Source organism: Thiocapsa sp. C2-2m, from assembly GCF_041903745.1.
In the GTDB taxonomy this organism is placed as follows: Bacteria; Pseudomonadota; Gammaproteobacteria; order Chromatiales; family Chromatiaceae; genus Thiocapsa; species Thiocapsa roseilacustris.
Genome location: NZ_JBBWVD010000009.1, coordinates 94679 through 116779, shown reverse-complemented (window position 1 = coordinate 116779; position 22101 = coordinate 94679). Strand labels below are relative to the sequence as shown.

Here is a 22101-nt window from a genome sequence, read left to right as displayed (position 1 = left end):
GCACTCGACCGATTCCGTTTACCTCTTGCGTTTGGCAGCGACGGCCTGCTTCTCGATCGTGCGTGTGATATGCCATTGCTGTGCGATGGACAGAAGATTGTTGACGGTCCAGTAGAGTACCAAGCCCGACGGGAAGAAGGCGAAGAAGACCGTGAAGACGAACGGCAGGGCCATCATGATCTTCGCCTGCATCGGGTCCGGCGGCGGTGGATTTAGCTTCATCTGCACGAACATGGAGACACCCATGATCAGCGGCAGGATGAAGTAGGGATCCGGCGCCGACAGGTTGTCGAGCCAGAGGACGAAGGGCGCATAGCGCAGCTCGACGCTTTCGAGCAGCACCCAATAGAGCGCGATGAAGACCGGGATCTGGATCAGGATCGGCAAACAACCGCCGAGCGGGTTGATCTTTTCGGTCTTATACATCTCCATCATCGCCTGATTCAGGCGTTGCTTGTCGTCGCCGTAGCGATCCTTCAAGGCTTGCAGGCGCGGCGTCAACTGACGCATGTTGGCCATCGACTTGTAGCTGGTTTCGGAAAGCTTGTAGAAGGCGAGCTTGATCAGAATCGTCAGGAAGATGATCGACCAACCCCAGTTTCCGACCACCCAGTAGATCTTGCTGAGCACCCAGAAGATAGGCTGTGCGATGACGGTGAGCCAGCCGTAGTCGACCGCCAGCTCCAGCCCCGGAGCCACGCTTGCCAGTTTGTCTTGAAGCTTCGGACCCACAAAGAGCTCGTTCTCGAAGACGTGGGTGGCGCCGGGCGCGATGCTGACCGCGGGTGAATACTTGCCGATGATGTAGCGCGAATCGGCGAGGACGTTCGTATAGAAGGTCTCGAGCAGGCCCGCCGGTGGGATCCAGGCCGCCAGGAAGTAGTGCTGCATCATCGCGATCCAGCCATCGGCAACGCTGCGGTCGAGCTTGCCTTTGCGCATCTCGTCGAACGACACCTTCTTGTACTTTTCGTCCGGGCTGTAATACACGGCACCGGTATAGGTATGAACGAATTGGGACTCGTTGGGATCGATAAGCTCGGTGCGCTGAAGCTGGTTGTACTGGCGCGCGACGAGAGGTGAGTCGGTAGTGTTGGTGACCGATTGGCTGGTGCGCACCACATAGCTGCCGCGCTCGAAGGTGTAGCGTTTGCGGACCTCGATACCGGCATCGTTGACCCAGACCAGGTCGACTTCGAGTGTGTTGTCGTCAGGCCCGAGCTGGTAGAGGGACTGAGACGCCTCGAAGATCGCCTCGTGCGTCGGGAGCGTTTCAGGGACTTCGCCCAGCAGCCCCGATTGGGCAACGAACATGTTGGGTGGAACGGGCTTAAGCAGCTGGAAGGGATCTTCCGGGCGCTCGGCAACGGTCGCGTAATCCACGAGCCAGGCCGCGGAAATGGTACCGCCGCGCGGGGAGATCTCGATATGGAAGACGTCCGTCTCGACCCGGATCGGGCTCTCCGCGGGAGACGTCGACGCCTCGGCGGCAGACATCCCCGGGGTGACGGTATCGGGGGTCGTCGCGACCTGCGGGACATCCGGCGCCGCTGAGGAAGAGGCGGCGGAGGAGGGTGCATCGACCGCCAGACCGCGCTCCTGCGCCACCTGCGGCTGAACCGGGCGCCCGTAGTCTTCCATCCAGGCCGAGTAAATAAGAAACACCACGGCGGCCAGGGCGAAAAACAGGATTAAACGCTGGTTATCCATGAGAGCTGGTCTGCCTTTCGGTTGGGACTGGATCGAAGCCGCCTTCGTGCCAGGGGTGACAGCGGGACACCCGGCGTATCGCCAGATAGCCGCCGTGCAGGAATCCATGGCGCTCGATTGCCTCGACTGCGTAATGCGAGCAAGAGGGATGGAATCGGCAATGCGGCCCGAGGAGCGGGCTGATGCCGTACTGATAAGCGCGGATCAGGGCGATCAAGATGCGACGCATGGTTGTTTCTCGATGGTATCCCAGGCGCGGGCGAGGGTGGCGAACAGCCACTGATTCGGCATGGTCGATGCGCCAGAGGCGCACAGCACAACGATATCCCAGCCGCCGAGACGCGAGCGATTCAGCCGGAAGCTTTCGCGAACGATCCGTTTCAAACGGGCTCGATCGACGGCGCGGCGTGCGCATTTCTTAGCGATCGCGAGACCGAGTCGTGCATCCCCCGATTGGTTCTCGCGGTACAACACGAGGAAGCCGGCGCCGCCGCGCCGCCTTGGTTCGGCAAAGACGTCACGAAACTGTCTGGAACGGGTGAGTCGACAGGTCCGCGGAAAGGTCTGGTCCGGCTCCGCGGGCGGCTCGGCGCGATCCTCCGCGCGGTTCAGGGGATTAGGCGCACGCGACCCTTGGCGCGGCGGGCATTGAGGACCTTTCGGCCGTTCTTGGTCGCGCTGCGTGCGCGAAAACCATGGGTCCGCGCGCGCTTGATGCGGCTGGGTTGGAAGGTGCGTTTCATGCTCGGTGCTCCGGAAGTCTCGCCGTCCGGGACTCGACTGAGCCCCGCCTTAAAAGGCGCGGAAACATAAGCAATTTCGGCCCGAAAGTCAATGCCGATAGGGTTCGGAACTCGGAGCCGCCGGTTGTGGATAAGTCTCGTCCGGAAGGCTAGACTGCCGCGACACCGGACCGACGAGGGGCCGGAGAGGGGAACCTCCCGACCGATTCTCGGAGCCATCAGCACCGCCGGAGCGATCGACGGTCTTGCTCGACAACAGCAAGCGGATTTTTGGGAGTCCACCGTGGGAGTATGGGAACAGTGTGTCAAACAATTGAAAGGAGAGTTGTCCTCGGCTGAGTTCAACACCTGGATCTTGCCGTTGCAGGCACGGGTGGACGAGGGTCGGTTGCGGTTGTTCGCACCGAACCGGTTTGTCCTGGATTGGACGCGGCAGCATTACGAGGTGCGACTGCTCGATCTATGCCGCGCCTACAGCGACGGCGCCATCGGGAGATTGAGCTTCGAGGTCGGAGGTTTGGACTCCGCGTCGAGCGGCAGGGGGGCTCAGATCACCGCCGCAGTTCCCGTCGATGCAGATGGCGAGCTGGCCGCGCGGCGGGCGGGCGCCAGTTTGAATGCGGATTTCACGTTCGAGAGCTTCGTCGAGGGTAAATCGAACCAGCTCGCCCGGGCGGCATCGATCCAGATCGGACAGAATCCGGGTACGGCATACAACCCGCTCTTCATCTACGGCGGTGTCGGCCTCGGCAAAACACATCTGATGCATGCCGTCGGCAACATCGTTCTTGCGACCAACCCGAACGCTCGGGTCGTCTATCTGCACTCGGAGCGGTTCGTGGCGGAGATGATCAAGGCGCTTCAGCACAATCGGATCGACGAGTTCAAGAAGACCTATCGCTCGGTGAACGCCCTGCTGATCGACGATGTTCAGTTCTTTGCTGGCAAGGAGCGTTCGCAGGAGGAGTTTTTTCACACCTTCAACGCGCTGTTTGAGTCGCGCCAGCAGATCGTCCTCTCCAGCGACCGTTTTCCGAAAGAGGTCGTCGGTCTCGAAGAGCGGCTCAAGTCCAGGTTCGGTTGGGGACTGACGGTCTCCATTGAGCCGCCTGACCTCGAAACCAGCGTCGCAATCCTGCACAGTAAAGCGAGCCTCTGGGGTGTAGATCTCCCGGAGGATGTTGCCTTTTTCGTCGGGCGCCGGATTCGTTCGAACATCCGCGAGCTCGAAGGGGCACTCCGACGGCTGGTCGCAAACGCTCAGTTCACCGGCAAGCCCATCAGCATGGAGCTGGCAAAACATGCGCTTCGGGACATATTGGCCGCACAGGACAAACAGGTGAGTATCGAGAACATTCAGAAGACCGTGGCGGAGTACTACAAGCTCCGGACTTCAGACATGATCTCGGCGAAACGCAGTCGCTCGATCGCTCGACCGCGTCAGGTCGCCATGGCGCTCGCGAAGGAGCTGACGAAACATAGTCTTCCCGAGATCGGACGAGCCTTCGGAGGGCGTGACCATACCACCGTCCTGCACGCGACCCGAACCATCAAGAACCTTCGTGACGGCGACGCATCTCTCGAAGAGGACTACAAGAACCTGTTGAGAACTCTGACCTCATAGCTGTGGATAGTCTGTTGACGGAGATCGAAGGCAGTTTGAGTCGAAACTTATACACAAGCTGCCCAGAGGTTGTGCCCTCGGTCGATCAGTCTGATGTAACCGATCCACGGTCGGTTGTGGAGGCTCCTGCGGTTATCTACAGACCTTACTACTACAGGTTTTTTTAAATTGCTTGAGATTTAGGAGATCACGATGGAGTTTGTCGTCAACCGTGAACGCTTGTTGCCTGCGCTCAGTAAAGTTGTCGGTGTGGTGGAACGGCGTCAAACGCTCCCGATCCTCGGGAATCTTTTGTTGTCCGCACGTGGAGATCGGCTCGATATTTGCGGAACGGACCTGGAAGTGGAGGTTAAGACAAACTGTATCGCATCGGTACCGCTGGAAGGAGAGACCACGGTCCCGGCCAGAAAGCTGATGGATATTTGCCGAAATTTGACGGAGGGGACGGAGATCCGGTTTCGACTGAGCAACGAGCGTTGTGTGGTGACTGCAGGACGTGGTCGCTTTACGCTCGGGGTGCTGCCTGCGGCTGACTTCCCCTTGATGGATGCCGACATTGACGGACTGGAGGTGAAGGTTCCCGAGGGGATACTGCGCCAGATTATGGATAAAACCTCGTTTGCGATGGCGCAACAGGATGTGCGCTATTACTTGAACGGTTTGCTTATCGAGTGGGGGAGGTCGGGGATTACGGCCGTCGGCACCGACGGACACCGATTGGCGAAGTTTCATCGAAGCCTGGATTTGGATGTGCCGGAGCCGGCGCAAGTGATCGTTCCGAGCAAGACGATCCTGGAGCTTCGCCGTCAACTGGCGTCCACCGAGGAGGAGGTTACGGTTTCGGTTGGCTCGAGGAGCATTCGGCTTGCGGTCGGAGGCATGGTGATGACCTCGAAGTTGGTCGACGGGCGGTATCCGGAGTACGAGCGGGTCATTCCGCGTGAGCTCGGAAAGGTCGCCAAGGTCTGCAATGATGCCCTTAAACGCGCCTTGGCGCGTACGTCGATTCTTTCGAACGAGAAGTATCGCGGTGTGCGGCTGGCGTTCGAGGAGGGGGTCTTGCGGTTGCAGGCTCATAATCCGGAGCAGGAGGAGGCGGAGGAGGAGATTGAGCTTGACTACAAAGGCGACCCGGTCGCGATCGGTTTCAATGTCGCCTATTTGTCGGACGTCTTAGGGGCGGTCAACGGCACGGAGATTGAGGTCCGGTTCAGTGATGCTGGGAGCAGCTCGGTTTGGCGGGGTGTTGGGGCGGAGGACGAAACCTATGTCGTCATGCCCATGCGGTTGTGATTTTTTGTGGTGATGAAGGGTTTGATTGGTTCGCGGCTTTTGACGCTGCGGATCAGGAATCTAAGGAACCTTCGGTGCGTGGATCTCGACCTCCGGGATGAATCGCATAGAGTCCTGTTGAGCGGCGCCAACGGGGCAGGGAAGACAACACTCCTTGAAGCGATTTACCTTTTGGCCCGCGGCCGGAGCTTTCGGGGGCGCAAGGCGGGTGCACTCACGACCGACGGTGAAGGCCGAACGCTGATCGAAGGGCGTTTGCTGGAGGCGAGCTCGTCGAGCGAGTCGATGCTGGTGTTCGAGCGGAGCGGTCGGGGTAGTCTGCGGCAATACAACAGTGTCGTGGTGGGTCCGCTCCCGCCGAGCGATAGTCCACTGCGTGTGAAACTTGTCGGGGAGAACCCTCAGGTCCTTTTGGAAGGAGAGCCGACGCTCAGGCGGGGGCTTCTGGACTGGAATCTGTTTCACGTGGAACACCAGCTTGGTCGGTTGCGGGCCGATCTTCGGCGTGTCCTTGCGCAGCGTAACGTGGCACTGCGACAACCCGGATCCAATGCGTCATTCTGGGATCCGGCATTTATCGATCTGTCCCAGCGATTGACCGAGAAGCGCGTGGTTTTCTTAGACGCTTGGCGAACGCAGTTCCGATCCCTCGCTGTCGAGTTTCCTTTCCTAGACGAGTGTGATCTTGTCTTCGAGCGCGGATGGACTAACGAGGGGGAGTTGTCCGAGATTCTAAAGCGCGGACGGAGCGCTGAGATTCAGCGTGGTCAAACCCTCGCGGGAGCACACCGAGCCGATCTTGGAATCGCGAGAGCCGGCGTTCGGTCGAGACTCTCGCGCGGCCAGGCAAAGGTGGCCGTCTGCCTTCTTCAACTTGCCGCGGAACGGGTCCACCGCGCGGCGGGTTTAACACCGTCTCTGTGGCTCCTTGACGACATCGATGCCGAGCTCGACGCGAGCACTGCGCATCGTCTATGGCGGTTGTTTGGGGAGCCGTACGGCCAGCATTTCATCACTCGCGTGAACGACGGGGTCGGTCGCATCGCCGACGCGGCTGCCGCGCCGGAGAGGATGTTCCACGTGGAACATGGAACTCTCAGTTCCACGGTGAATGCCGGTCCTCCCCAGCCGCCGACATCTTTCGTTTGACGGCGTCGAGCGTACCCGTGAGCCCGCCGGCCTCAGCCCGGATCCGTTTCAGCATCTCTCCCGCAGACCCAGAGCGAACGCGGGAAACATCTCGGATTCTCCAACCCCGCCACGCCTCCGTGAGAGGCAGCTCTAGCTGGAGCCAAGGTGCCGGCACTGCCTGATCCACAGCAAGCTGACAGCACTGTCCCGGAAGCGCGCAGGCTCCAGATCCCGTATAATGCGGCGAGTTGAGGGCCAGTATTGCCCCGGTGTCGACCTAGCCGATAGCGGTGCGCACCACGCTTCCAATAATTTGTAATACCGCGATCGGTCAACGGTCGCGCCGCCCGCCCTTGCAAGCCATCCCACCGATCCAGCATCTCGACCAGGCCACATGACCTACGATTCAACAAGCATCAAAGTCCTTCGCGGACTCGACGCGGTCCGTAAGCGGCCGGGAATGTACATCGGCGATACCGACGACGGCACCGGTCTCCACCACATGGTGTTCGAGGTCGTGGACAACTCCGTCGATGAAGCCCTTGCCGGCTATTGCGACGCCATCCGCGTCATCCTCCACGGCGACGGCTCGGTTTCCGTAAGCGACAATGGGCGTGGCATCCCGGTCGACATCCACTCCGAGGAACAACGGTCGGCGGCCGAGGTGATTCTCACGGTCCTCCATGCCGGGGGCAAGTTCGACGACAACTCCTACAAGGTCTCCGGAGGACTCCACGGTGTTGGCGTGTCGGTCGTCAACGCACTCTCCGAGCGACTTTTCTTGAAGATATCCAGGGGCGGCCGTCTCTATCAGCAGGAATACCACCTAGGTGAACCTCAGTACCCGCTCAAGCTCATTGGAGAAACCGATGCGACGGGAACGGAAATCCGCTTCTATCCATCGGACCAAACCTTTACCCACATCGAGTTCCATTACGACATACTCGCCAAGCGTCTTCGCGAGCTCTCCTTCCTCAACTCCGGTGTGCGTATCGCGTTGTTCGAAGAGGCGACCGGCAGAGAGGACATCTTCGAGTATCAGGGCGGCATCCGGGCCTTTGTCGAGCACCTGAACCAAAACAAAGAGCCGATCCACCCGAGCGTGATCCACTTCACCGCCGAGCGCCAATCCGTCACGGTCGAGTTGGCGATTCAGTGGAACAACGGCTATCAAGAGACGATCTTCTGCTACACCAACACCATCCCGCAGAAGGACGGCGGCACCCACCTGGCCGGACTGCGCGCCGGGCTGACCCGGACCTTGAACGGCTATATCGAGCGCGAAGGTCTCGACCGCAACCAAAAGATCCGACCGGTCGGCGACGATGCACGCGAAGGCATGACCGCGGTTCTGTCCGTGAAGGTACCGGACCCGAAGTTTTCGTCCCAGACCAAAGACAAGCTGGTCTCCTCCGAGGTGAAGGCCATCGTCGAATCGCTCGTAGTCGAACAGTTGAATATTTTCCTCGAGGAGCAGCCGGCAGAGGCGAAAGCGATCGCCAACAAGATGCTTGAGGCCGCGCGGGCCCGCGAGGCGGCCCGGAAGGCCCGCGAGATGACTCGGCGCAAGGGCGTTCTCGATGTTGCAGGGTTGCCTGGCAAGCTTGCCGACTGCCAGGAAAAAGATCCGGCCAACTCGGAGCTGTATCTGGTCGAGGGTGATTCCGCAGGCGGCTCGGCCAAACAAGGGCGCGACCGGGCCTTTCAGGCGATTCTTCCGCTCAAGGGAAAGATCCTGAACGTCGAGAAGGCCCGTTTCGACAAGATGTTGTCCTCCGCCGAGGTCGGGACACTGATCACCGCGTTGGGGTGCGGGATAGGGCGCGAAGAGTACAACCCGGACAATCTCCGCTATCACCGAATCATCATCATGACGGACGCCGATGTCGACGGCGCACATATTCGAACGCTTCTGCTGACCTTCTTTTACCGGCAGATGCCCGAATTGGTGGAACGCGGCCACATCTTCATCGCACAGCCGCCGCTCTACAAGATCAAAAAGGGAAAGCAGGAGGAGTACCTGCTCGACGACGCGGCATTGAATCGCGCGATGCTCCAAGCCGCACTCGATGGGGCTGACCTCCATGTCAATGCGGACACCGTACCTTTGGCGCGTACCGCGCTCGAAACACTCGCGCGGGATTATCAAGTTTTTGTCGGGATCATCAAGCGCCTATCGACACGCTACGACGCGGTCTTTCTCGACGAGCTCGCCAAGGCACCCCCGCTCGACGATGACCTGTTGGCCGATGTTGGTGCCTTCTTGGATTGGCGAAACGACATGGAGCGGCGTCTGAATCAACTTGAGTCGCTTTCTTTGCACTACCAGCTCCGTCTCACCGATCCGTCATCGCTTCGTCCGGGCGCGCTGGAGTTGGTTCGTTTGATCCATGGGATTCCGGAGAGCCGCATCATCCCGTTGGACTTCTTCCACACGGCGGACTACGCAAAGATCCTGGATTACGGCCGAAAGGTCGCCGGCCTGATCGAGCCTGGCGCCTACATCGCGCGCGGCGAGCGCCGCAAGGAAATCAGCGAGCTGGGCGAAGGGATCCGCTGGCTGCTCGCCGAGGCGCAACGCGGGCACAGCATTCAGCGCTATAAGGGACTTGGCGAGATGAATCCCGACCAGCTCTGGGATACCACCATGAATCCGGAGACTCGGCGCCTGTTGCGGGTGACCATCGAGGATGCCGTGGGTGCCGACCAGATCTTCACCACCCTGATGGGCGATCACGTCGAGCCGAGGCGGGAGTTTATCGAGCGCAATGCGCTCAATGTCGAGAATCTCGACATCTAAACCGCGTCCAGAGCGAGATGCCCATTTCGAGTGAGCTCGACGTTTGGTGCATCCACAACCCTTAGCGGGGACGCGGTTTAGAATGATACATTTTTGAATACTTTAAACCGCATCCGCTTGAGGCAATGCGGCGACCGTCGATTCGATCCACTCTTCGACCGCCGCATTGATCTCGGCTGCCGTTCGACCCGCGCTCGGGATCGTTGGCCCGATGACCAAGTCGATCGTCCCGGGTCTCTTGCCGATACTGCGCCGTCCCCAGAAGGAGCCCGCGTTATGCGCGATCGGTACGACAGGTCGACCGCTTCGCTCGGCCAGGACGGCCCCGCCGATGGCGTACGTACGGCGAGAACCCGGTGCCGTGCGCGTGCCTTCCGGGAAGACGATCACCCACCGTCCATTCTGCAAGCTACGCAGACCTTCGCGCACCAGCTCGACAATTGCTCGACGTCCTGCAGTACGGTCAATCGGAATGCAGTGCAAGCGCCTCAAGCCGGCCCCGAAGACGGGGATGCGCATCAACTCCTGTTTTAAGACCCAGCTCTGTCGAATCGGCAGTACTGCCCTCAGAGCCAGGATGTCCCATGCCGACTGATGCTTGCTTAAAACAATCGCCGTTTCGGCAGGCAACCTCTCCAGTCCACTGACGCGACAACGCAATCCGCAAATCCATGCCAACGCGGCTAGATTGAGCTTTGCCCAACTTTGCGCTAAGCGATCGAGCCTTTCGTCCGATGCCATCGGACTGACAACGAGAAGAATGGTGGAGTAGACAAGGGCCGACCCGACCAAAACGACCTGGTACAGCAGCGAACGGGTCAAGTTCACCACACGGCTCGGACCGGATTTCATGCCTTCCCGGACTGTTCGTCTATCCATGGAGCAGTGCGTCGGCAACGGACGCGAGGTCGGCGTAGACCGGGACTCCGGCAAGGCCAGGAAACCCGCTCGCCAGTGTGCCTTCCCCTTTTCCCGTGCGAACCATCCAGGGATCGGCCCCGGCAGCCCTCGCCGCAACGATGTCGCCGAGCGAGTCGCCAACAAAGGGTATGCCTGCGAGGTCCACCGAGAGTCGCCCCCCGATCTCCTTGAGCATGCCGGGTTTAGGTTTACGGCAGCCGCAGCCATCATCGGGTCCATGGGGACAATAGACGATCATCTCGATGCGTCCTCCTTGCTCGGCCAGGAGATCCCGAAGTTTGTGGTGCATGGCATCGAGGTCCGCCGGTGTCAGCAGACCGCGCGCCAACCCGGACTGATTCGTCGCGACCGCCACCCGATAACCTGCGTGGGAGAGGCGCACGATCGCATCGATGCTGCCCGGCAATGGGATCCACTCGTCGAGGGATTTGACGAAATGCTCCGAGTCCTCGTTGATGACGCCGTCACGATCCAGAATCACGACCCGATCAACCATCAGTGCCGCCCTCGTGCATCAAGAAGCAACCCCTTGTTTAAACCGCGCCAAGTGCGGCATGCGAAATTTGTTGGAGTGGATTGGCCGCGCCAGCTCCGCCGGCTCTCGGAGCTGGCACGGTTTAGAGTATTAAAAATAATAAATTCTAAACCGCGCATCACCGAGATCGAGGACATCTCCAAGGCCAAACGCAAAATGACGCATGTCGCTCCGAACGCGGTTTAGTTGACCCACCGATCATTCTTGGAGACGGGAAATATCCGCAACCAACAGGAACAATCCCGCCAGGGAACGGAGCAGTCGGATGCGGTTCTCGCGGATATCCGGATCCTCCACCATGACCATCACTTGGTCGAAAAAGGCTTCGAGATCGGTTTCGAGGTCGGATAGAAGACTCAAGACCCCGACATAGTCACGGGAGCGGGCGAGCGGCAAGACCAGCGAGGACAGCTCATCGACCCGAGCGGCAAGACGGATCTCGGCCGGCTCTTTAAGCAGTTGGCCGTTGGTTTCCGGACACACCGAGCCGAAACCGATGTCGATCCCTGACTTGCTCAAGAGATTGCGGATTCGCTTGTTTGCCGCTGCAAGGGATGCAGACCCGCTCATGGATCGGAAGGCCGTAACGGCCGCCAGACGGGCATCGAGATCGGTCGGTAGAGTGACACCCGTGTGGAGCACCGCCTCGATCGTATCGGCGGAGACGCCGCGCTCGTGGTAGTAGCCGCGCAAACGATCGATCACATACGCCAGGGCTGCAGCCTCGACATCCTTGCTCAGAATCCCCGCCGGATAGGCGGATGCCGCCGAAGCAATCAACGCGCGCAGATCGAGCTCCAAGGGGGTCTCGATCAGGATACGCAGCACGCCGATCGACGCACGTCTTAGGCCGTAAGGGTCTTTGGCCCCAGTGGGACGCAACCCGATGCCGAAGATCCCGACCAGGGTATCGATTCGATCGGCGATCGCCAGGACCCTTCCGCACGGGCTCGCCGGAAGGACATCGCCTGCGAATCTCGGCAGATACTGCTCTTCCATTGCAGCGCAGACACAGGGATCCTCGTTCGCGTGCTCGGCGTAATAGCGCCCCATCGTCCCCTGAAGGCCGGGAAACTCGTAGACCATCGCGGTGACCAAGTCGCAGCGTGAGAGTCGAGCGGCGCGGGCAGCGAGATCGGAATCGACCCCGATCGAGGACGCCAGATCGCGTGCCAGGCGTGTCACTCGGGCGCTCTTCTCGGCGACAGTGCCGAGCCGATCCTGGAAGACGACGGTTTCGAGCCGATCGGCGTATCCTTCCAACGGCTGTCTGATGTCTTGGGCCCAAAAAAAGGCCGCATCAGCGAAACGAGGACGGATCACGCGCTCGTTGCCGGCGCGGACCTGATCCGGATCTCGGCTCTCGATGTTGGCCACGGTGATGAAGGATGCCTGCAAGGCCCCCGAGGTGTCCTCGACCGGGAAGTACTTCTGGTTCGAGCGCATCGTCTCGATCAGAACCTCGGGGGGAATGGCGAGATACGCCGCATCGAAGTGGCCCAAAATCGCGCTTGGCCATTCCACCAAGGCCGTGACCTCGTCGAGCAGCGCGTCATCGACCCGAGCACGCAAACCCTTCGCCGCAGCCAGCGCCTCGACTTGGCTGCGAACCAGATCGCGCCGCCGCTCGAAATCCGGCTCGACCGAACCGCATGACCGCAGCAACTCGGCGTATTCCGTCGCTTCGGGGACGTTGATCGGCTCGGGGTGATGGAAACGATGTCCTTGCGTGTGGCGACCGGCCTCGGTGCCCAGAATGCGCCCCGGTATCGCTTCCGTCCCCAGGACCAAGCAGACCCAGTGGACCGGACGCACGAACTCTTCCGAACCCTCGCCCCACCGCATGCGTTTGGGAATGGGAAGCCGGGCCAGTGCGGCGTCGGTCAACTCCGGAACCAGCGAGGTCGTGAGCGCGCCGGACACAGTGCTTCGGAATGCCAGCCATTCGCCCTTGTCGGTGACTTCGCGAGCGAGTGCATCGACCGGCACACCGCAAGATCCAGCGAAACCCAAAGCCGCTTTGGTCGGCTGGCCGTCAGCTGCGAACGCGGATTGAACCGCAGGTCCGCGCCGCAGAATCTCCCGATCCGGCTGCCGGGTCAGTATGCCGCGCACCAACAGGGCGAGTCGACGCGGCGAGGCGAAAGGCTCGATCGTCTCGAAGCCGATGCCGGCGCCGTCGAGTTGCTCGTGAAAACACGCGACAAAGGCGTTCGAGAGTGCGAGCAAAGCGGTCGGAGGGAGCTCTTCGGTTCCGATCTCGACCAGAAGGTTACTGGTTGGGTCCACAGTCGTCTCCCGTTAGCGGGTCAGCATCGGAAAGCCGAGGGCCTCCCGGCGGTCGAAATAAGCCTGGGCGACGGCTCGCGAAAGGGTGCGTACCCGCAGGATGAACCGCTGCCGCTCGGTGACCGAGATCGCGCCGCGCGCATCCAGGAGGTTGAAGGTGTGCGAGGCCTTCAAGACCTGCTCGTAGGCCGGCAGCGGGAGCCCCTCCTCGACCATGGCGGCGCTCACCGCCTCGCAGGTGTCGAACTGCCTGAACAAGGCGTCGACATCGGCGTGCTCGAAGTTGTAGGCGGATTGCTCGACCTCGTTCTGATGATAGACATCGCCGTAGGTGACGACGCCCGCGGGGGTCTGACTCCAGATCAGATCGTAGACGCTCTCCACACCTTGCAGGTACATGGCGATACGCTCGAGGCCATAGGTGATCTCTCCGGTCACCGGCCGACAATCGAGTCCCCCCACCTGCTGGAAATAGGTGAACTGCGTCACCTCCATCCCGTTGAGCCAAACCTCCCAGCCGAGCCCCCAGGCACCCAGGGTGGGCGATTCCCAGTTATCTTCGACAAATCGGATATCATGCACGAGCGGATCGATCCCGAGTCGGCGCAGCGAGTCAAGGTAGAGATCCTGGATCTCGAGCGGAGAAGGTTTCAGCACGACTTGGTATTGGTAGTAATGCTGGAGGCGATTCGGGTTCTCTCCGTAACGCCCGTCGGTCGGACGACGCGAGGGCTGGACATAGGCGCTGCGCCAATGCTCCGGCCCGATGGATCGCAGAAAGGTTGCCGGATGGAAGGTTCCCGCGCCCACCTCCATGTCGAGTGGCTGAAGGATGACGCATCCCTGCTCGGCCCAGTAACGCTCGAGGGCAAAAACGAGGCCCTGAAAGGTCGAGACATCCTCGCGATCGAGACTCAAGATCGTACTCCTTCGGCCCAGTGTTGACGAAAATCCAGCAGTATAGCGCCGATCGGCGAGATCGCGCCAAAGTTACAACGCTGGCCGATGCGTTCCGATCGGCGAGGTGGATCCGGGGTTGCTGTCGCCACGACCGCCCGTCCGCGCAAAACGCGCCATCGCCTGTTACCCTAGCGCCATCGACCGCGCGAAACCTCGGCCTCGGGCCGGCCTCCAAACCCAACCTTGACTCTTCCCGCCATGCGCACGCCCACAGACGCGTCAGCCGAACGCCGCCACGCCGTGACGCACACGGCCGTCATCGGGGCCGCGATCAATTTCGTGTTGTCCGTCGTGAAGATCATCGCAGGGGTGTTCGGCCACTCTCAAGCGCTCGTTGCCGACGGGATCCATTCGCTCTCGGATCTCTTGTCCGATCTGTTGGTCCTCTTGGCCGGCCGCCGCGCCAGCCAAGGACCCGATCACGATCATCCATACGGGCACGCTCGGTACGAAACGGTTGCAACCCTCATGTTGGGTTTGCTGCTCATCGCGGTGGCCGTCGGCATCGCCTGGGATTCCATCGAGCGGTTGTTTCAGCCCGCGGCCTTGCTCCAGCCGGAACCATTGACCCTGCTTGCAGCCCTGGCATCGATCCTGGTCAAGGAATGGCTCTACTGGTGGACACTCGGCTATGCTAAGCGCGTCAAGTCGGATCTGCTGCGCGCCAACGCTTGGCACCACCGAACGGATGCCGTTTCTTCGGTGGTCGTGCTTGTCGGCATTGCCGGGACCATGGCCGGCCTGGCCTATCTGGACGCAATCGCGGCGGTCGTGGTCGCGACCATGATCGCAAAGATCGGTTGGGAGCTGGGCTGGGATGCCATCAACGAGTTGGTCGATACCGGGATGGAATCCGAGCGGCTGAGCGCGGTCAAGGAAACGATCCGGTCGGTCGGCGGCGTGCGTGATATCCACATGCTGCGAACGCGCCGCTATGCCGGACAGGTCTCGGCCGACGTGCACGTCCTGGTCGATCCCCTCGTCAGCGTCTCCGAAGGGCATATGATCAGCCTGTTGGTGGAGCATCGACTCAAGCGCGAGATCGACGAGATCACCGATGTGACCGTGCATATCGATCCCGAAGACGACGATCGGTATCCTCCACCGGTCGGGCTCCCGCTGAGGGCCGAGGCGTTGGCCCGACTCGCTTCGCTCTGGTCGGCGATTCCAGAGGCGAACGAGCGTGAACGGATGGTCTTCCACTATCTTCGAGGCCGGATCGACATCGAGGTGCATTTTCCGCTCGCTGCGTGCCAGAGACGTGGCGCGGATGCGGACGCTCTTCGCGAGCGGCTCGCCGCGGCGATCAAGGACGAGCCGGCGTTCCGCGACGTGCAAATCCTGTTCAGTTAGCTGTCGCACTATTTGGGTGCGCCTTTTTTCCACAAGGCACCATTAAGGTGCATCCATTCCGTGGTACGAGGCGGATCCTCTTGCGGCCGGTTCTACGTCGGTTGGTCTCGGGCTGCCACGACCAATCCGAGACCCTCGTCGCTCTCAAAAGACCACAATGTAAACAACGTCTTGATTGTACTCCGGACCAATAGCCAGGCACCGATCCAGCCATAAGGAGATCCCGAAAGATGTTTTGGCTCGGTAGATGCTTAGTGGCCCCGAGGTGATCGACAGCACCGGCTGTCCCCGGTGTCGACTCGACTCGACGCGGAGGACATCCATACAAACCGAGTCACCGCGACCCGCCGACCCATCGCGAGTCGTGCAGCCTGAATAGCGACCTGCTAGGCTCCCAGTCGCCTCGGTGCGTCCGGAGGCAACAGACCTATTACGACGCTGTCCGGCCATATTTCCCCCGAACCCATAGCAGCTGGAGAAATCCCAAATGACAGACGTGATCAAAATGATCAAGGACAACGACGTGAAGTTCGTCGACCTTCGCTTCACCGACACGCGCGGCAAGGAGCAGCACGTCTCCATGCCTTCCCGCGTGGTCGACGAAGACCTTTTCAAGGACGGCAAGATGTTCGACGGCTCGTCAATCGCAGGCTGGAAAGGAATCGAGGCGTCGGACATGGTCCTGATGCCGGAACCCTCCACTGCCGTCATGGATCCCTTCACGGACGAGAACACCCTGATCATCCGCTGCGATATCCTGGAACCCGATACCATGACCGGGTATGAGCGCGATCCGCGCTCCCTGGCCAAGCGTGCTGAAGCCTATCTGAAGTCGACGGGCATCGCCGACACGGCGTACTTCGGTCCGGAGCCCGAGTTCTTTATCCTGGACGATGTGCGCTGGGGCGCGGACATGAGCGGCGCCTTCTACAAGATCGATTCCGAGGAGGCGGGCTGGAACTCGGAGCGCGTTTTCGCCGACGGCAATATGGGGCATCGCCCGAGCACGAAAGGCGGTTACTTCCCGGTCCCGCCGGTTGATTCGCTGAATGATATTCGCGCAGCCATGTGTCTTGCGCTCGAAGAAATGGGTGTACCCGTCGAGGTGCATCACCACGAAGTCGCAACCGCGGGCCAATGCGAGATCGGCACCCAGTTCGATACCCTCGTATCGCGCGCCGACAAGAACCAGATCACCAAGTACGTCATTCAGAACGTCGCTCATGCCTACGGTAAGACGGCGACCTTCATGCCCAAGCCGTTGGTCGGCGACAACGGCAGCGGCATGCATGTGCACCAGTCGCTGAGCAAGGACGGCCAGAACATCTTCGCCGGCGACAAGTACGCAGGCTTGTCCGACACCGCCCTCTATTATATCGGCGGTATCATCAAGCACGCCCGCTCTCTCAACGCCTTGACCAACCCCTCCACCAACTCCTACAAACGTTTGGTGCCGGGCTTCGAGGCCCCTGTGATGCTCGCCTACTCGGCGCGCAACCGCTCCGCCTCCGTTCGAATTCCCTATGTCGCCAGTCCCAAAGGACGTCGAATCGAGGTCCGTTTCCCGGATTCGACCTGCAACCCCTATCTGGCTTTCGCCGCGATGATGATGGCCGGTCTCGACGGCATCCAGAACAAGATCCACCCTGGCGATGCCATGGATAAAGATCTCTATGATCTGCCGCACGAGGAGGCCAAGGCCATCCCGACGGTTTGTCATTCCTTGGATATGGCCTTGGACTGCCTCGACCAGGACAGGGAGTATCTCACTGCCGGCGGCGTCTTTTCCGACGATTTGATCGATGCTTATATTGCTCTGAAGATGGGAGAGGTCACGCGCATCCGCATGACCACGCACCCGGTCGAGTTCGACATGTACTATAGTCTCTAGAGTCGGGGCACTCTCAAGCGTGCCGACGGGGCCCCGCGAGGGGCCTCTTCCATTTCAGGTTGAGCCCGAAATCCGGGTCGACTATCCTTTGGCCATGATCAAACACCTATTCGTCGCCCTCGTTTTGATCGCGCCACAAGCATCAAGCGCGGAGATTTTTCGCTGGGTCGACGCCGAGGGGCGCATCAACTTCTCGGATCGACGACCTCCGGATGCGGGCGCACAGCGCATTGTTCCCAACGCCGGTCCAGTGGATGATCCAGCCGACGACTCAACCTCCGATGGCGCGGCGCGCTCGGGCGATGACCCGTTTCTCGGATCCTATGCTGCCTTCGACATCCTGACACCAACCGCCGGAGCTGTCCTGATTCAGCCGACCGACACACTTGAAGTCCAGTTGCGCTTGGAGCCGCCGCTGCTCGAAGGGCATCGTCTCGACCTGGTGCTCGACGATCGTGCGGTCGCTGTCGAGGCGGGATCGATGCGTTTTCAAATCCAGGGGGTCGGATTCGAAGCGCACCGCATCCAAGCGCGCGTGCTGGATGCGCTCGGCACCGTTGTCGCCACGACCCCGTTGATTGCCCTTGAACTGCGTCAGTCCGCTTCCCCTGGGGTTTTGCCCTAAGCTCTCGTTATTGCAGCGGCTTTCCCGATCGACACCGGTCGCGCCGTGAGGGTACGCATTTTGCATATTCTCGGTAGAGATATGCCGGCCCGATTCCAGGTGTTGCGCCATTTGCCTTCATAGGGCATCACGCAGCCCGATCGTCGATGTCGAACCCTCCGTCTTCGCGTGCGGCCTCGGCCACACGCGAGCTTGTCAGCCGTTCGGATGAGAAATCATGAGTATTCCGCCAGCCCCGAAGCCGGCCCTAGAGAGGACGATTCTCGATCACTTGAACACGGCTGTCCTACTATTCGACAAGGAGTTACGGCTCCTGTATCTCAATCCAGCTGCCGAGATGCTCTTCGAGATCAGTGCACGACACATGATTGGCCACCATGCCTTAGACATCCTTCCTTGCCCCGACCATCAGGTTGAAGAGCGTCTGAAAGCTGCCTTAGATTCGCGCCACCCCTTTACCGAACGTGAGATCAATGTCATTGCGAGCGACGGGCGCACCAAGACGGTCAACTGCACCGTCCTACCGATGCATCATTTCGATGCAAACGATCAAGTGCTCGTCGAGCTCGCGCAGGTCGACCGGCAACTTCGGATCACCCGGGAGGAACATCTGCTTTCTCAACATCAGGCAACCCAGGCACTGATCCGCGGTTTGGCGCACGAAATCAAGAACCCGCTCGGCGGACTACGCGGCGCCGCGCAGTTGCTCGAGCAGGAGCTTCCCGACCCCGGACTGCGAGAATACACGCGGATCATTATCGACGAGGCCGACCGGCTCCAAGACCTGGTCAACCGCATGGTCGGCCCCAGTCGCTTGCCGCGCCGGGCCTTCGTCAATATCCACAATGTTCTCGAGCATGTCCGTGGCCTCATCCTTGCGGAATCGCCGACGGGCCCGCGCGTGCGGCGTGACTATGATCCGAGTATTCCGGATTTCATGGCCGATCAAGATCGCTTGATCCAGGCATTTTTGAACCTCGCGCGCAACGCCGCCGCTGCGGCCGGAATAAACGGCCGTATCGAGCTGCGCACGCGCGTTCTGCGTCAATTCACGATCGGAAACCGTCGCCATCGCCTTGTGCTGCAGGCCCAAATCCGTGACAACGGACCTGGAATCCCGCAGGAGATCGAGGATCGGATCTTCTTTCCGATGGTCTCGGGCCGTCAAGGCGGTACCGGGCTGGGCCTACCCATCGCCCAAGAACTGATCAACCAACACGGAGGCCTCATCGAGTGCGAGAGTCGACCCGGCGAGACCACGTTTTACGTCTATCTGCCGCTGGAGACGGCCTATGAATAGTCGCGAGCCCATGATCTGGGTCATCGACGACGACAGGTCCATCCGGTGGGTGCTCGAGCGCGCGTTGCGCAAGGCCGAGATGCACGTGACCTGTTTCTCAAACGGGGTCGGTGTCATGGAGGCGCTCCAGCGCGAGCAGCCCGATGTCATTCTGACCGATATCCGCATGCCCGGGATCGATGGGTTGGATCTTCTGCGACAGGTCTCGGCCCGCTATCCCGGACTGCCCGTGATCATCATGACCGCACATTCCGACCTCGACAGTGCGGTGTCGGCCTTTCATGGCGGTGCGTTTGAGTATCTTCCCAAACCATTCGATCTCGACGAGGCTGTCGGGCAGGTCAACCGGGCTTGCCGGCGCGGTCGCGAAGAGCGCCCCGAAGAGATCGTGGTGACCAAGGCGCCGGATATCATCGGCGAGGCCCCGGCCATGCAGGAGGTCTTTCGGGCGATCGGCCGACTTGCGCGCTCGAACATCACGGTTCTGATCAACGGAGAATCCGGTACCGGGAAAGAGTTGGTTGCGCGCGCACTGCACCGCCACAGTCCGCGCAGCGATCGACCTTTCATCGCCCTGAACATGGCCGCGATTCCCAGGGATCTCCTCGAGTCGGAGCTGTTCGGGCATGAGCGCGGCTCCTTCACGGGGGCCCAGAGTCGCCGCGAAGGGCGATTCGAGCAGGCCGACCGGGGGACCTTGTTCCTCGACGAGATCGGCGATATGCCCGCCGAGCTTCAAACCCGACTTCTGCGGGTACTCGCCGACGGCGAGTTCTACCGTGTCGGCGGCGTTGCCCCGACGCGGGTGGATGTGCGGATCATCGCGGCAACTCACCAAAACCTCGAAGACTTGGTACGGCAAGGCCGTTTTCGCGAGGACTTATTCCATCGTCTCAACGTGATCAGGATTCATCTTCCCGCTCTACGGGATCGGCGTGAAGACGTGCCGGTATTGATGCGGCACTTTCTCGCCCAAGCGGCCCTGGAGCTGACATGCGAGCCCAAGGTACTCGCGCCGAGCGCAATCGATCACCTGAAACGGCTCGACTGGCCGGGCAATGTTCGCCAGCTCGAGAACACTGCCCGCTGGGTCACGGTGATGGCCTCGGGCAAAGAGATTCACGCCGAGGATCTTCCGCCCGAGCTCAACGCCTCGTTTTCCGAGCCGGTTCGCGACGAGCCGTGGGAGATCGTGTTTCGCCGCTGGGTGCGTCAGAGCCTCAAACAGGGACAGGGTGCCTTGCTGGACACGGCCATGCCGGTGTTCGAGCAAATCCTCATTCAGACCGCTTTGGAGCATACCGGCGGACGTCGGCAAGAGGCTGCGCGACTCCTCGGCTGGGGACGCAACACCCTGACCCGCAAGATCAAGGAGCTGCAACTGGATATCGAGATTGACCCGGAGGAGCCCTCGGCGGATGAGGATTCGGCGCGGAGCCCCCAAATCGGGTAGGCGGACCGATCACACGCCCGGCGGTCACCGCTCCGCTGAATCCACCCTTGGTAGCGAATTACAGATCCGGAGAATCACTTGGACAGCATGAGTATCGACCTGAAGGGGTCGGAGATCTCGTCGATCGATCTGGAGAACGGACGCCTGAGGCTCCGTTTCACGCGGGCGTATCTCGTGAAGACGATGACGGGCTCCAGCGAACGTACGCGTTGGCAGCAGGCAGGGGATCTAGTGATCGACGGGGTCGCGGAGACCTCGACGATTCCGAGGGGTCCGCTTGTCTGTCGGGGAGGCGACATCGAAGAAAACATCTTCACGTATCGCGATATGGTCCCTGTCCAGCTCAAGAGTCGAGGACAGATACGCTGTGCGCTGAATTTCGAAGGGGTTGTTGATCCGTTCGTCGCGCAGGGGACCGCCATCAGGCTGGAAATGCGCGACACACCCAAGTACATCGAGCATTTACGCTGATCCAGGGTTCGCCGAAACCCTTTTCCTGATGAGCCGCGTCCGACACTCCGGACGCGGAGCCCGACAATATCGAGTCTATCTGCTCAGTTGCGCGCCGAGCCGACGATCTCATGAGCGATGTCGACGACACGGTTGGCCATGTCCTGGTATTCCTGACGATAGTTGACGAGCAAGCCGTCCGTCGCTGCCCAGTAATCCTTTCCTGACACCCCGTGCTCATGCTCGAAGTCGATGAACTGCTTCTGCATCCCGAGCATCTTCTCGATCAACTCCTGCTTTTCCTTCTTCAGCGCGACGATATCGCTCATGTCGTTAGCCCTCATAGGGTTTTTGGCCGCCTTGGAGCGGCGAAGTTAGAACTTTCACAAACCTTAATATAGCATGCAGCGACTTGTCATGGTCAACCGCCGAACCTGTTCGCGGGTCGATCGATTCCGACCGCGACCGACCTGCTCGCCCATGCCCGACCCAGTTGGATCAGCGATGTTTGATGTCATCCTCTACGAGCCCGAGATCCCGCCCAATACCGGCAATGTCATGCGGCTCTGTGCCAACAGCGGTCTGCGACTCAATCTGATCGAGCCTCTCGGGTTTGCGCTGGAGGATCGTCTGCTCAGGCGTGCCGGGCTCGACTATCGGGAGTGGGCCGAGGTCCGAGTCTATCCTACGATGGAAGCCTGCCTGGGTACGATCCGCCCGCAGCGGCTCTTCGCGCTCACAACCCGAGGTTCGACTGCCTATACAAAGCCGCATTACCAAGCCCACGACGCGTTTGTGTTCGGTCCGGAGACACGAGGTCTGCCGCAAGCCTTGCTCGACTCCCTCCCGACCGATCGACGCCTCTACATCCCGATGCGTCCGGGCAATCGCAGCCTCAATCTCTCGAACGCCGTTGCGGTCGTCGTTTTCGAGGCATGGCGTCAAACAGGGTTCGAAGGGGCTGTCCAGCAGCGGGAGTAAACCACCCCCGGCGATGGCCGTTTCTCGAGGCGACGCGCGTCG

The 22101-nt window shown here is 60.6% G+C and carries 20 protein-coding genes; 11 read left to right on the top strand and 9 right to left on the bottom strand.

Features of this window, described 5'->3' with window-relative positions; genetic code table 11:
• Window positions 1-18: 18 nt before the first annotated feature.
• Genes yidC through rpmH form a run of 4 tightly spaced genes read right to left on the bottom strand, consistent with a single transcriptional unit; the run spans window position 19 to window position 2453 of the window.
• Window positions 19-1710 carry a membrane protein insertase YidC gene (yidC, locus tag AADX97_RS08855; protein WP_374233334.1) on the bottom strand — a complete coding sequence of 564 codons (1692 nt, stop codon included), beginning with the start codon at window positions 1708-1710 and terminating at the stop codon, window positions 19-21.
• Complete coding sequence (gene yidD / locus AADX97_RS08850) at window positions 1703-1939, bottom strand: membrane protein insertion efficiency factor YidD (RefSeq protein ID WP_374233335.1); 237 nt, start codon at window positions 1937-1939, stop codon at window positions 1703-1705. Before yidD ends, yidC begins: the two co-directional genes overlap by 8 nt.
• Complete coding sequence (rnpA, locus tag AADX97_RS08845; protein ID WP_374233439.1) at window positions 1924-2322, bottom strand: ribonuclease P protein component; 399 nt, start codon at window positions 2320-2322, stop codon at window positions 1924-1926. Before rnpA ends, yidD begins: the two co-directional genes overlap by 16 nt.
• Window positions 2319-2453 (bottom strand): 50S ribosomal protein L34, encoded by a 135-nt coding sequence (gene rpmH / locus AADX97_RS08840; protein WP_093034278.1) that lies wholly within the window; start codon window positions 2451-2453, stop codon window positions 2319-2321. The genes rnpA and rpmH overlap by 4 nt, the downstream gene beginning before the upstream one ends.
• Before the next feature lie 283 nt (window positions 2454-2736).
• Here rpmH and dnaA point away from each other — a divergent pair, with 283 nt between their 5' ends.
• The 4 genes from dnaA (at window position 2737) to gyrB (ending at window position 9301) form a co-directional block, all read left to right on the top strand.
• Complete coding sequence (dnaA, locus tag AADX97_RS08835; protein WP_374233336.1) at window positions 2737-4077, top strand: chromosomal replication initiator protein DnaA; 1341 nt, start codon at window positions 2737-2739, stop codon at window positions 4075-4077.
• Window positions 4078-4269: 192 nt separating this feature from the next.
• Window positions 4270-5370, top strand: coding sequence for a DNA polymerase III subunit beta (dnaN, locus tag AADX97_RS08830; protein WP_374233337.1), 1101 nt, complete (start codon window positions 4270-4272; stop codon window positions 5368-5370).
• A gap of 12 nt (window positions 5371-5382) precedes the next feature.
• Complete coding sequence (gene recF / locus AADX97_RS08825; protein WP_374233440.1) at window positions 5383-6519, top strand: DNA replication/repair protein RecF; 1137 nt, start codon at window positions 5383-5385, stop codon at window positions 6517-6519.
• A gap of 376 nt (window positions 6520-6895) precedes the next feature.
• Window positions 6896-9301, top strand: coding sequence for a DNA topoisomerase (ATP-hydrolyzing) subunit B (gene gyrB, locus AADX97_RS08820; protein WP_374233338.1), 2406 nt, complete (start codon window positions 6896-6898; stop codon window positions 9299-9301).
• A gap of 102 nt (window positions 9302-9403) precedes the next feature.
• Here the strand turns inward: gyrB and AADX97_RS08815 are convergent, their stop codons facing one another.
• The 4 genes from AADX97_RS08815 to glyQ all read right to left on the bottom strand — a co-directional run bounded on the left by AADX97_RS08815 (window position 9404) and on the right by glyQ (window position 13964).
• Window positions 9404-10129, bottom strand: coding sequence for a lysophospholipid acyltransferase family protein (locus AADX97_RS08815; RefSeq protein ID WP_374233339.1), 726 nt, complete (start codon window positions 10127-10129; stop codon window positions 9404-9406).
• 43 nt (window positions 10130-10172) lie between these two features.
• Window positions 10173-10718, bottom strand: coding sequence for a D-glycero-beta-D-manno-heptose 1,7-bisphosphate 7-phosphatase (gene gmhB, locus AADX97_RS08810; protein WP_374233340.1), 546 nt, complete (start codon window positions 10716-10718; stop codon window positions 10173-10175).
• A gap of 237 nt (window positions 10719-10955) precedes the next feature.
• On the bottom strand, window positions 10956-13046 hold the full coding sequence (glyS, locus tag AADX97_RS08805; protein WP_374233341.1) for a glycine--tRNA ligase subunit beta: 2091 nt from the start codon (window positions 13044-13046) through the stop codon (window positions 10956-10958).
• Between the two features lie 12 nt (window positions 13047-13058).
• Window positions 13059-13964, bottom strand: a complete 906-nt coding sequence (gene glyQ / locus AADX97_RS08800; protein ID WP_374233342.1) for a glycine--tRNA ligase subunit alpha — start codon at window positions 13962-13964, stop codon at window positions 13059-13061.
• Between the two features lie 240 nt (window positions 13965-14204).
• Between glyQ and AADX97_RS08795 the strand changes: the two genes are divergently transcribed.
• The 6 genes from AADX97_RS08795 (at window position 14205) to AADX97_RS08770 (ending at window position 21099) form a co-directional block, all read left to right on the top strand.
• Window positions 14205-15359: a cation diffusion facilitator family transporter gene (locus tag AADX97_RS08795; protein ID WP_374233343.1), complete on the top strand. Its 1155-nt coding sequence runs from the start codon at window positions 14205-14207 to the stop codon at window positions 15357-15359.
• Window positions 15360-15846: 487 nt separating this feature from the next.
• Entirely contained in the window at window positions 15847-17250 is a 1404-nt protein-coding gene (glnA, locus tag AADX97_RS08790) for a glutamate--ammonia ligase (protein WP_374233344.1), read from the top strand.
• 94 nt (window positions 17251-17344) lie between these two features.
• A complete protein-coding gene (locus AADX97_RS08785) occupies window positions 17345-17875 on the top strand; it encodes a DUF4124 domain-containing protein (RefSeq protein WP_374233345.1) in 531 nt (176 codons plus the stop codon).
• Window positions 17876-18092: 217 nt separating this feature from the next.
• Window positions 18093-19175 (top strand): nitrogen regulation protein NR(II), encoded by a 1083-nt coding sequence (gene glnL / locus AADX97_RS08780; RefSeq protein WP_374233346.1) that lies wholly within the window; start codon window positions 18093-18095, stop codon window positions 19173-19175.
• Window positions 19168-20628: a nitrogen regulation protein NR(I) gene (ntrC, locus tag AADX97_RS08775; RefSeq protein WP_374233347.1), complete on the top strand. Its 1461-nt coding sequence runs from the start codon at window positions 19168-19170 to the stop codon at window positions 20626-20628. The genes glnL and ntrC overlap by 8 nt, the downstream gene beginning before the upstream one ends.
• 87 nt (window positions 20629-20715) lie before the next feature.
• Window positions 20716-21099: a hypothetical protein gene (locus AADX97_RS08770; protein ID WP_374233348.1), complete on the top strand. Its 384-nt coding sequence runs from the start codon at window positions 20716-20718 to the stop codon at window positions 21097-21099.
• Window positions 21100-21182: 83 nt separating this feature from the next.
• On the opposite strand, the gene AADX97_RS08765 is transcribed toward AADX97_RS08770, so the two are convergent.
• Window positions 21183-21407 carry a hypothetical protein gene (locus tag AADX97_RS08765; RefSeq protein ID WP_374233349.1) on the bottom strand — a complete coding sequence of 75 codons (225 nt, stop codon included), beginning with the start codon at window positions 21405-21407 and terminating at the stop codon, window positions 21183-21185.
• A gap of 175 nt (window positions 21408-21582) precedes the next feature.
• On the opposite strand from AADX97_RS08765, the gene AADX97_RS08760 reads away from it, so the two are divergent.
• Window positions 21583-22059: a tRNA (cytidine(34)-2'-O)-methyltransferase gene (locus AADX97_RS08760; RefSeq protein ID WP_374233350.1), complete on the top strand. Its 477-nt coding sequence runs from the start codon at window positions 21583-21585 to the stop codon at window positions 22057-22059.
• The last annotated feature ends 42 nt before the right edge of the window (window positions 22060-22101 follow it).

Excerpts from the sequence above, each read along its gene's own strand:
- recF (WP_374233440.1), top strand. The coding sequence starts at position 5,383 with ATGAAGGGTTTGATTGGTTCGCGGCTTTTGACGCTGCGGATCAGGAAT.
- ntrC (WP_374233347.1), top strand. The coding sequence starts at position 19,168 with ATGAATAGTCGCGAGCCCATGATCTGGGTCATCGACGACGACAGGTCC.
- yidD (WP_374233335.1), bottom strand. The coding sequence starts at position 1,939 with ATGCGTCGCATCTTGATCGCCCTGATCCGCGCTTATCAGTACGGCATC.
- dnaN (WP_374233337.1), top strand. The coding sequence starts at position 4,270 with ATGGAGTTTGTCGTCAACCGTGAACGCTTGTTGCCTGCGCTCAGTAAA.
- AADX97_RS08770 (WP_374233348.1), top strand. The coding sequence starts at position 20,716 with ATGAGTATCGACCTGAAGGGGTCGGAGATCTCGTCGATCGATCTGGAG.
- AADX97_RS08785 (WP_374233345.1), top strand. The coding sequence starts at position 17,345 with ATGATCAAACACCTATTCGTCGCCCTCGTTTTGATCGCGCCACAAGCA.
- gmhB (WP_374233340.1), bottom strand. The coding sequence starts at position 10,718 with ATGGTTGATCGGGTCGTGATTCTGGATCGTGACGGCGTCATCAACGAG.
- AADX97_RS08795 (WP_374233343.1), top strand. The coding sequence starts at position 14,205 with ATGCGCACGCCCACAGACGCGTCAGCCGAACGCCGCCACGCCGTGACG.
- rpmH (WP_093034278.1), bottom strand. The coding sequence starts at position 2,453 with ATGAAACGCACCTTCCAACCCAGCCGCATCAAGCGCGCGCGGACCCAT.
- AADX97_RS08760 (WP_374233350.1), top strand. The coding sequence starts at position 21,583 with ATGTTTGATGTCATCCTCTACGAGCCCGAGATCCCGCCCAATACCGGC.
- glnL (WP_374233346.1), top strand. The coding sequence starts at position 18,093 with ATGAGTATTCCGCCAGCCCCGAAGCCGGCCCTAGAGAGGACGATTCTC.
- gyrB (WP_374233338.1), top strand. The coding sequence starts at position 6,896 with ATGACCTACGATTCAACAAGCATCAAAGTCCTTCGCGGACTCGACGCG.
- AADX97_RS08765 (WP_374233349.1), bottom strand. The coding sequence starts at position 21,407 with ATGAGCGATATCGTCGCGCTGAAGAAGGAAAAGCAGGAGTTGATCGAG.
- yidC (WP_374233334.1), bottom strand. The coding sequence starts at position 1,710 with ATGGATAACCAGCGTTTAATCCTGTTTTTCGCCCTGGCCGCCGTGGTG.
- glnA (WP_374233344.1), top strand. The coding sequence starts at position 15,847 with ATGACAGACGTGATCAAAATGATCAAGGACAACGACGTGAAGTTCGTC.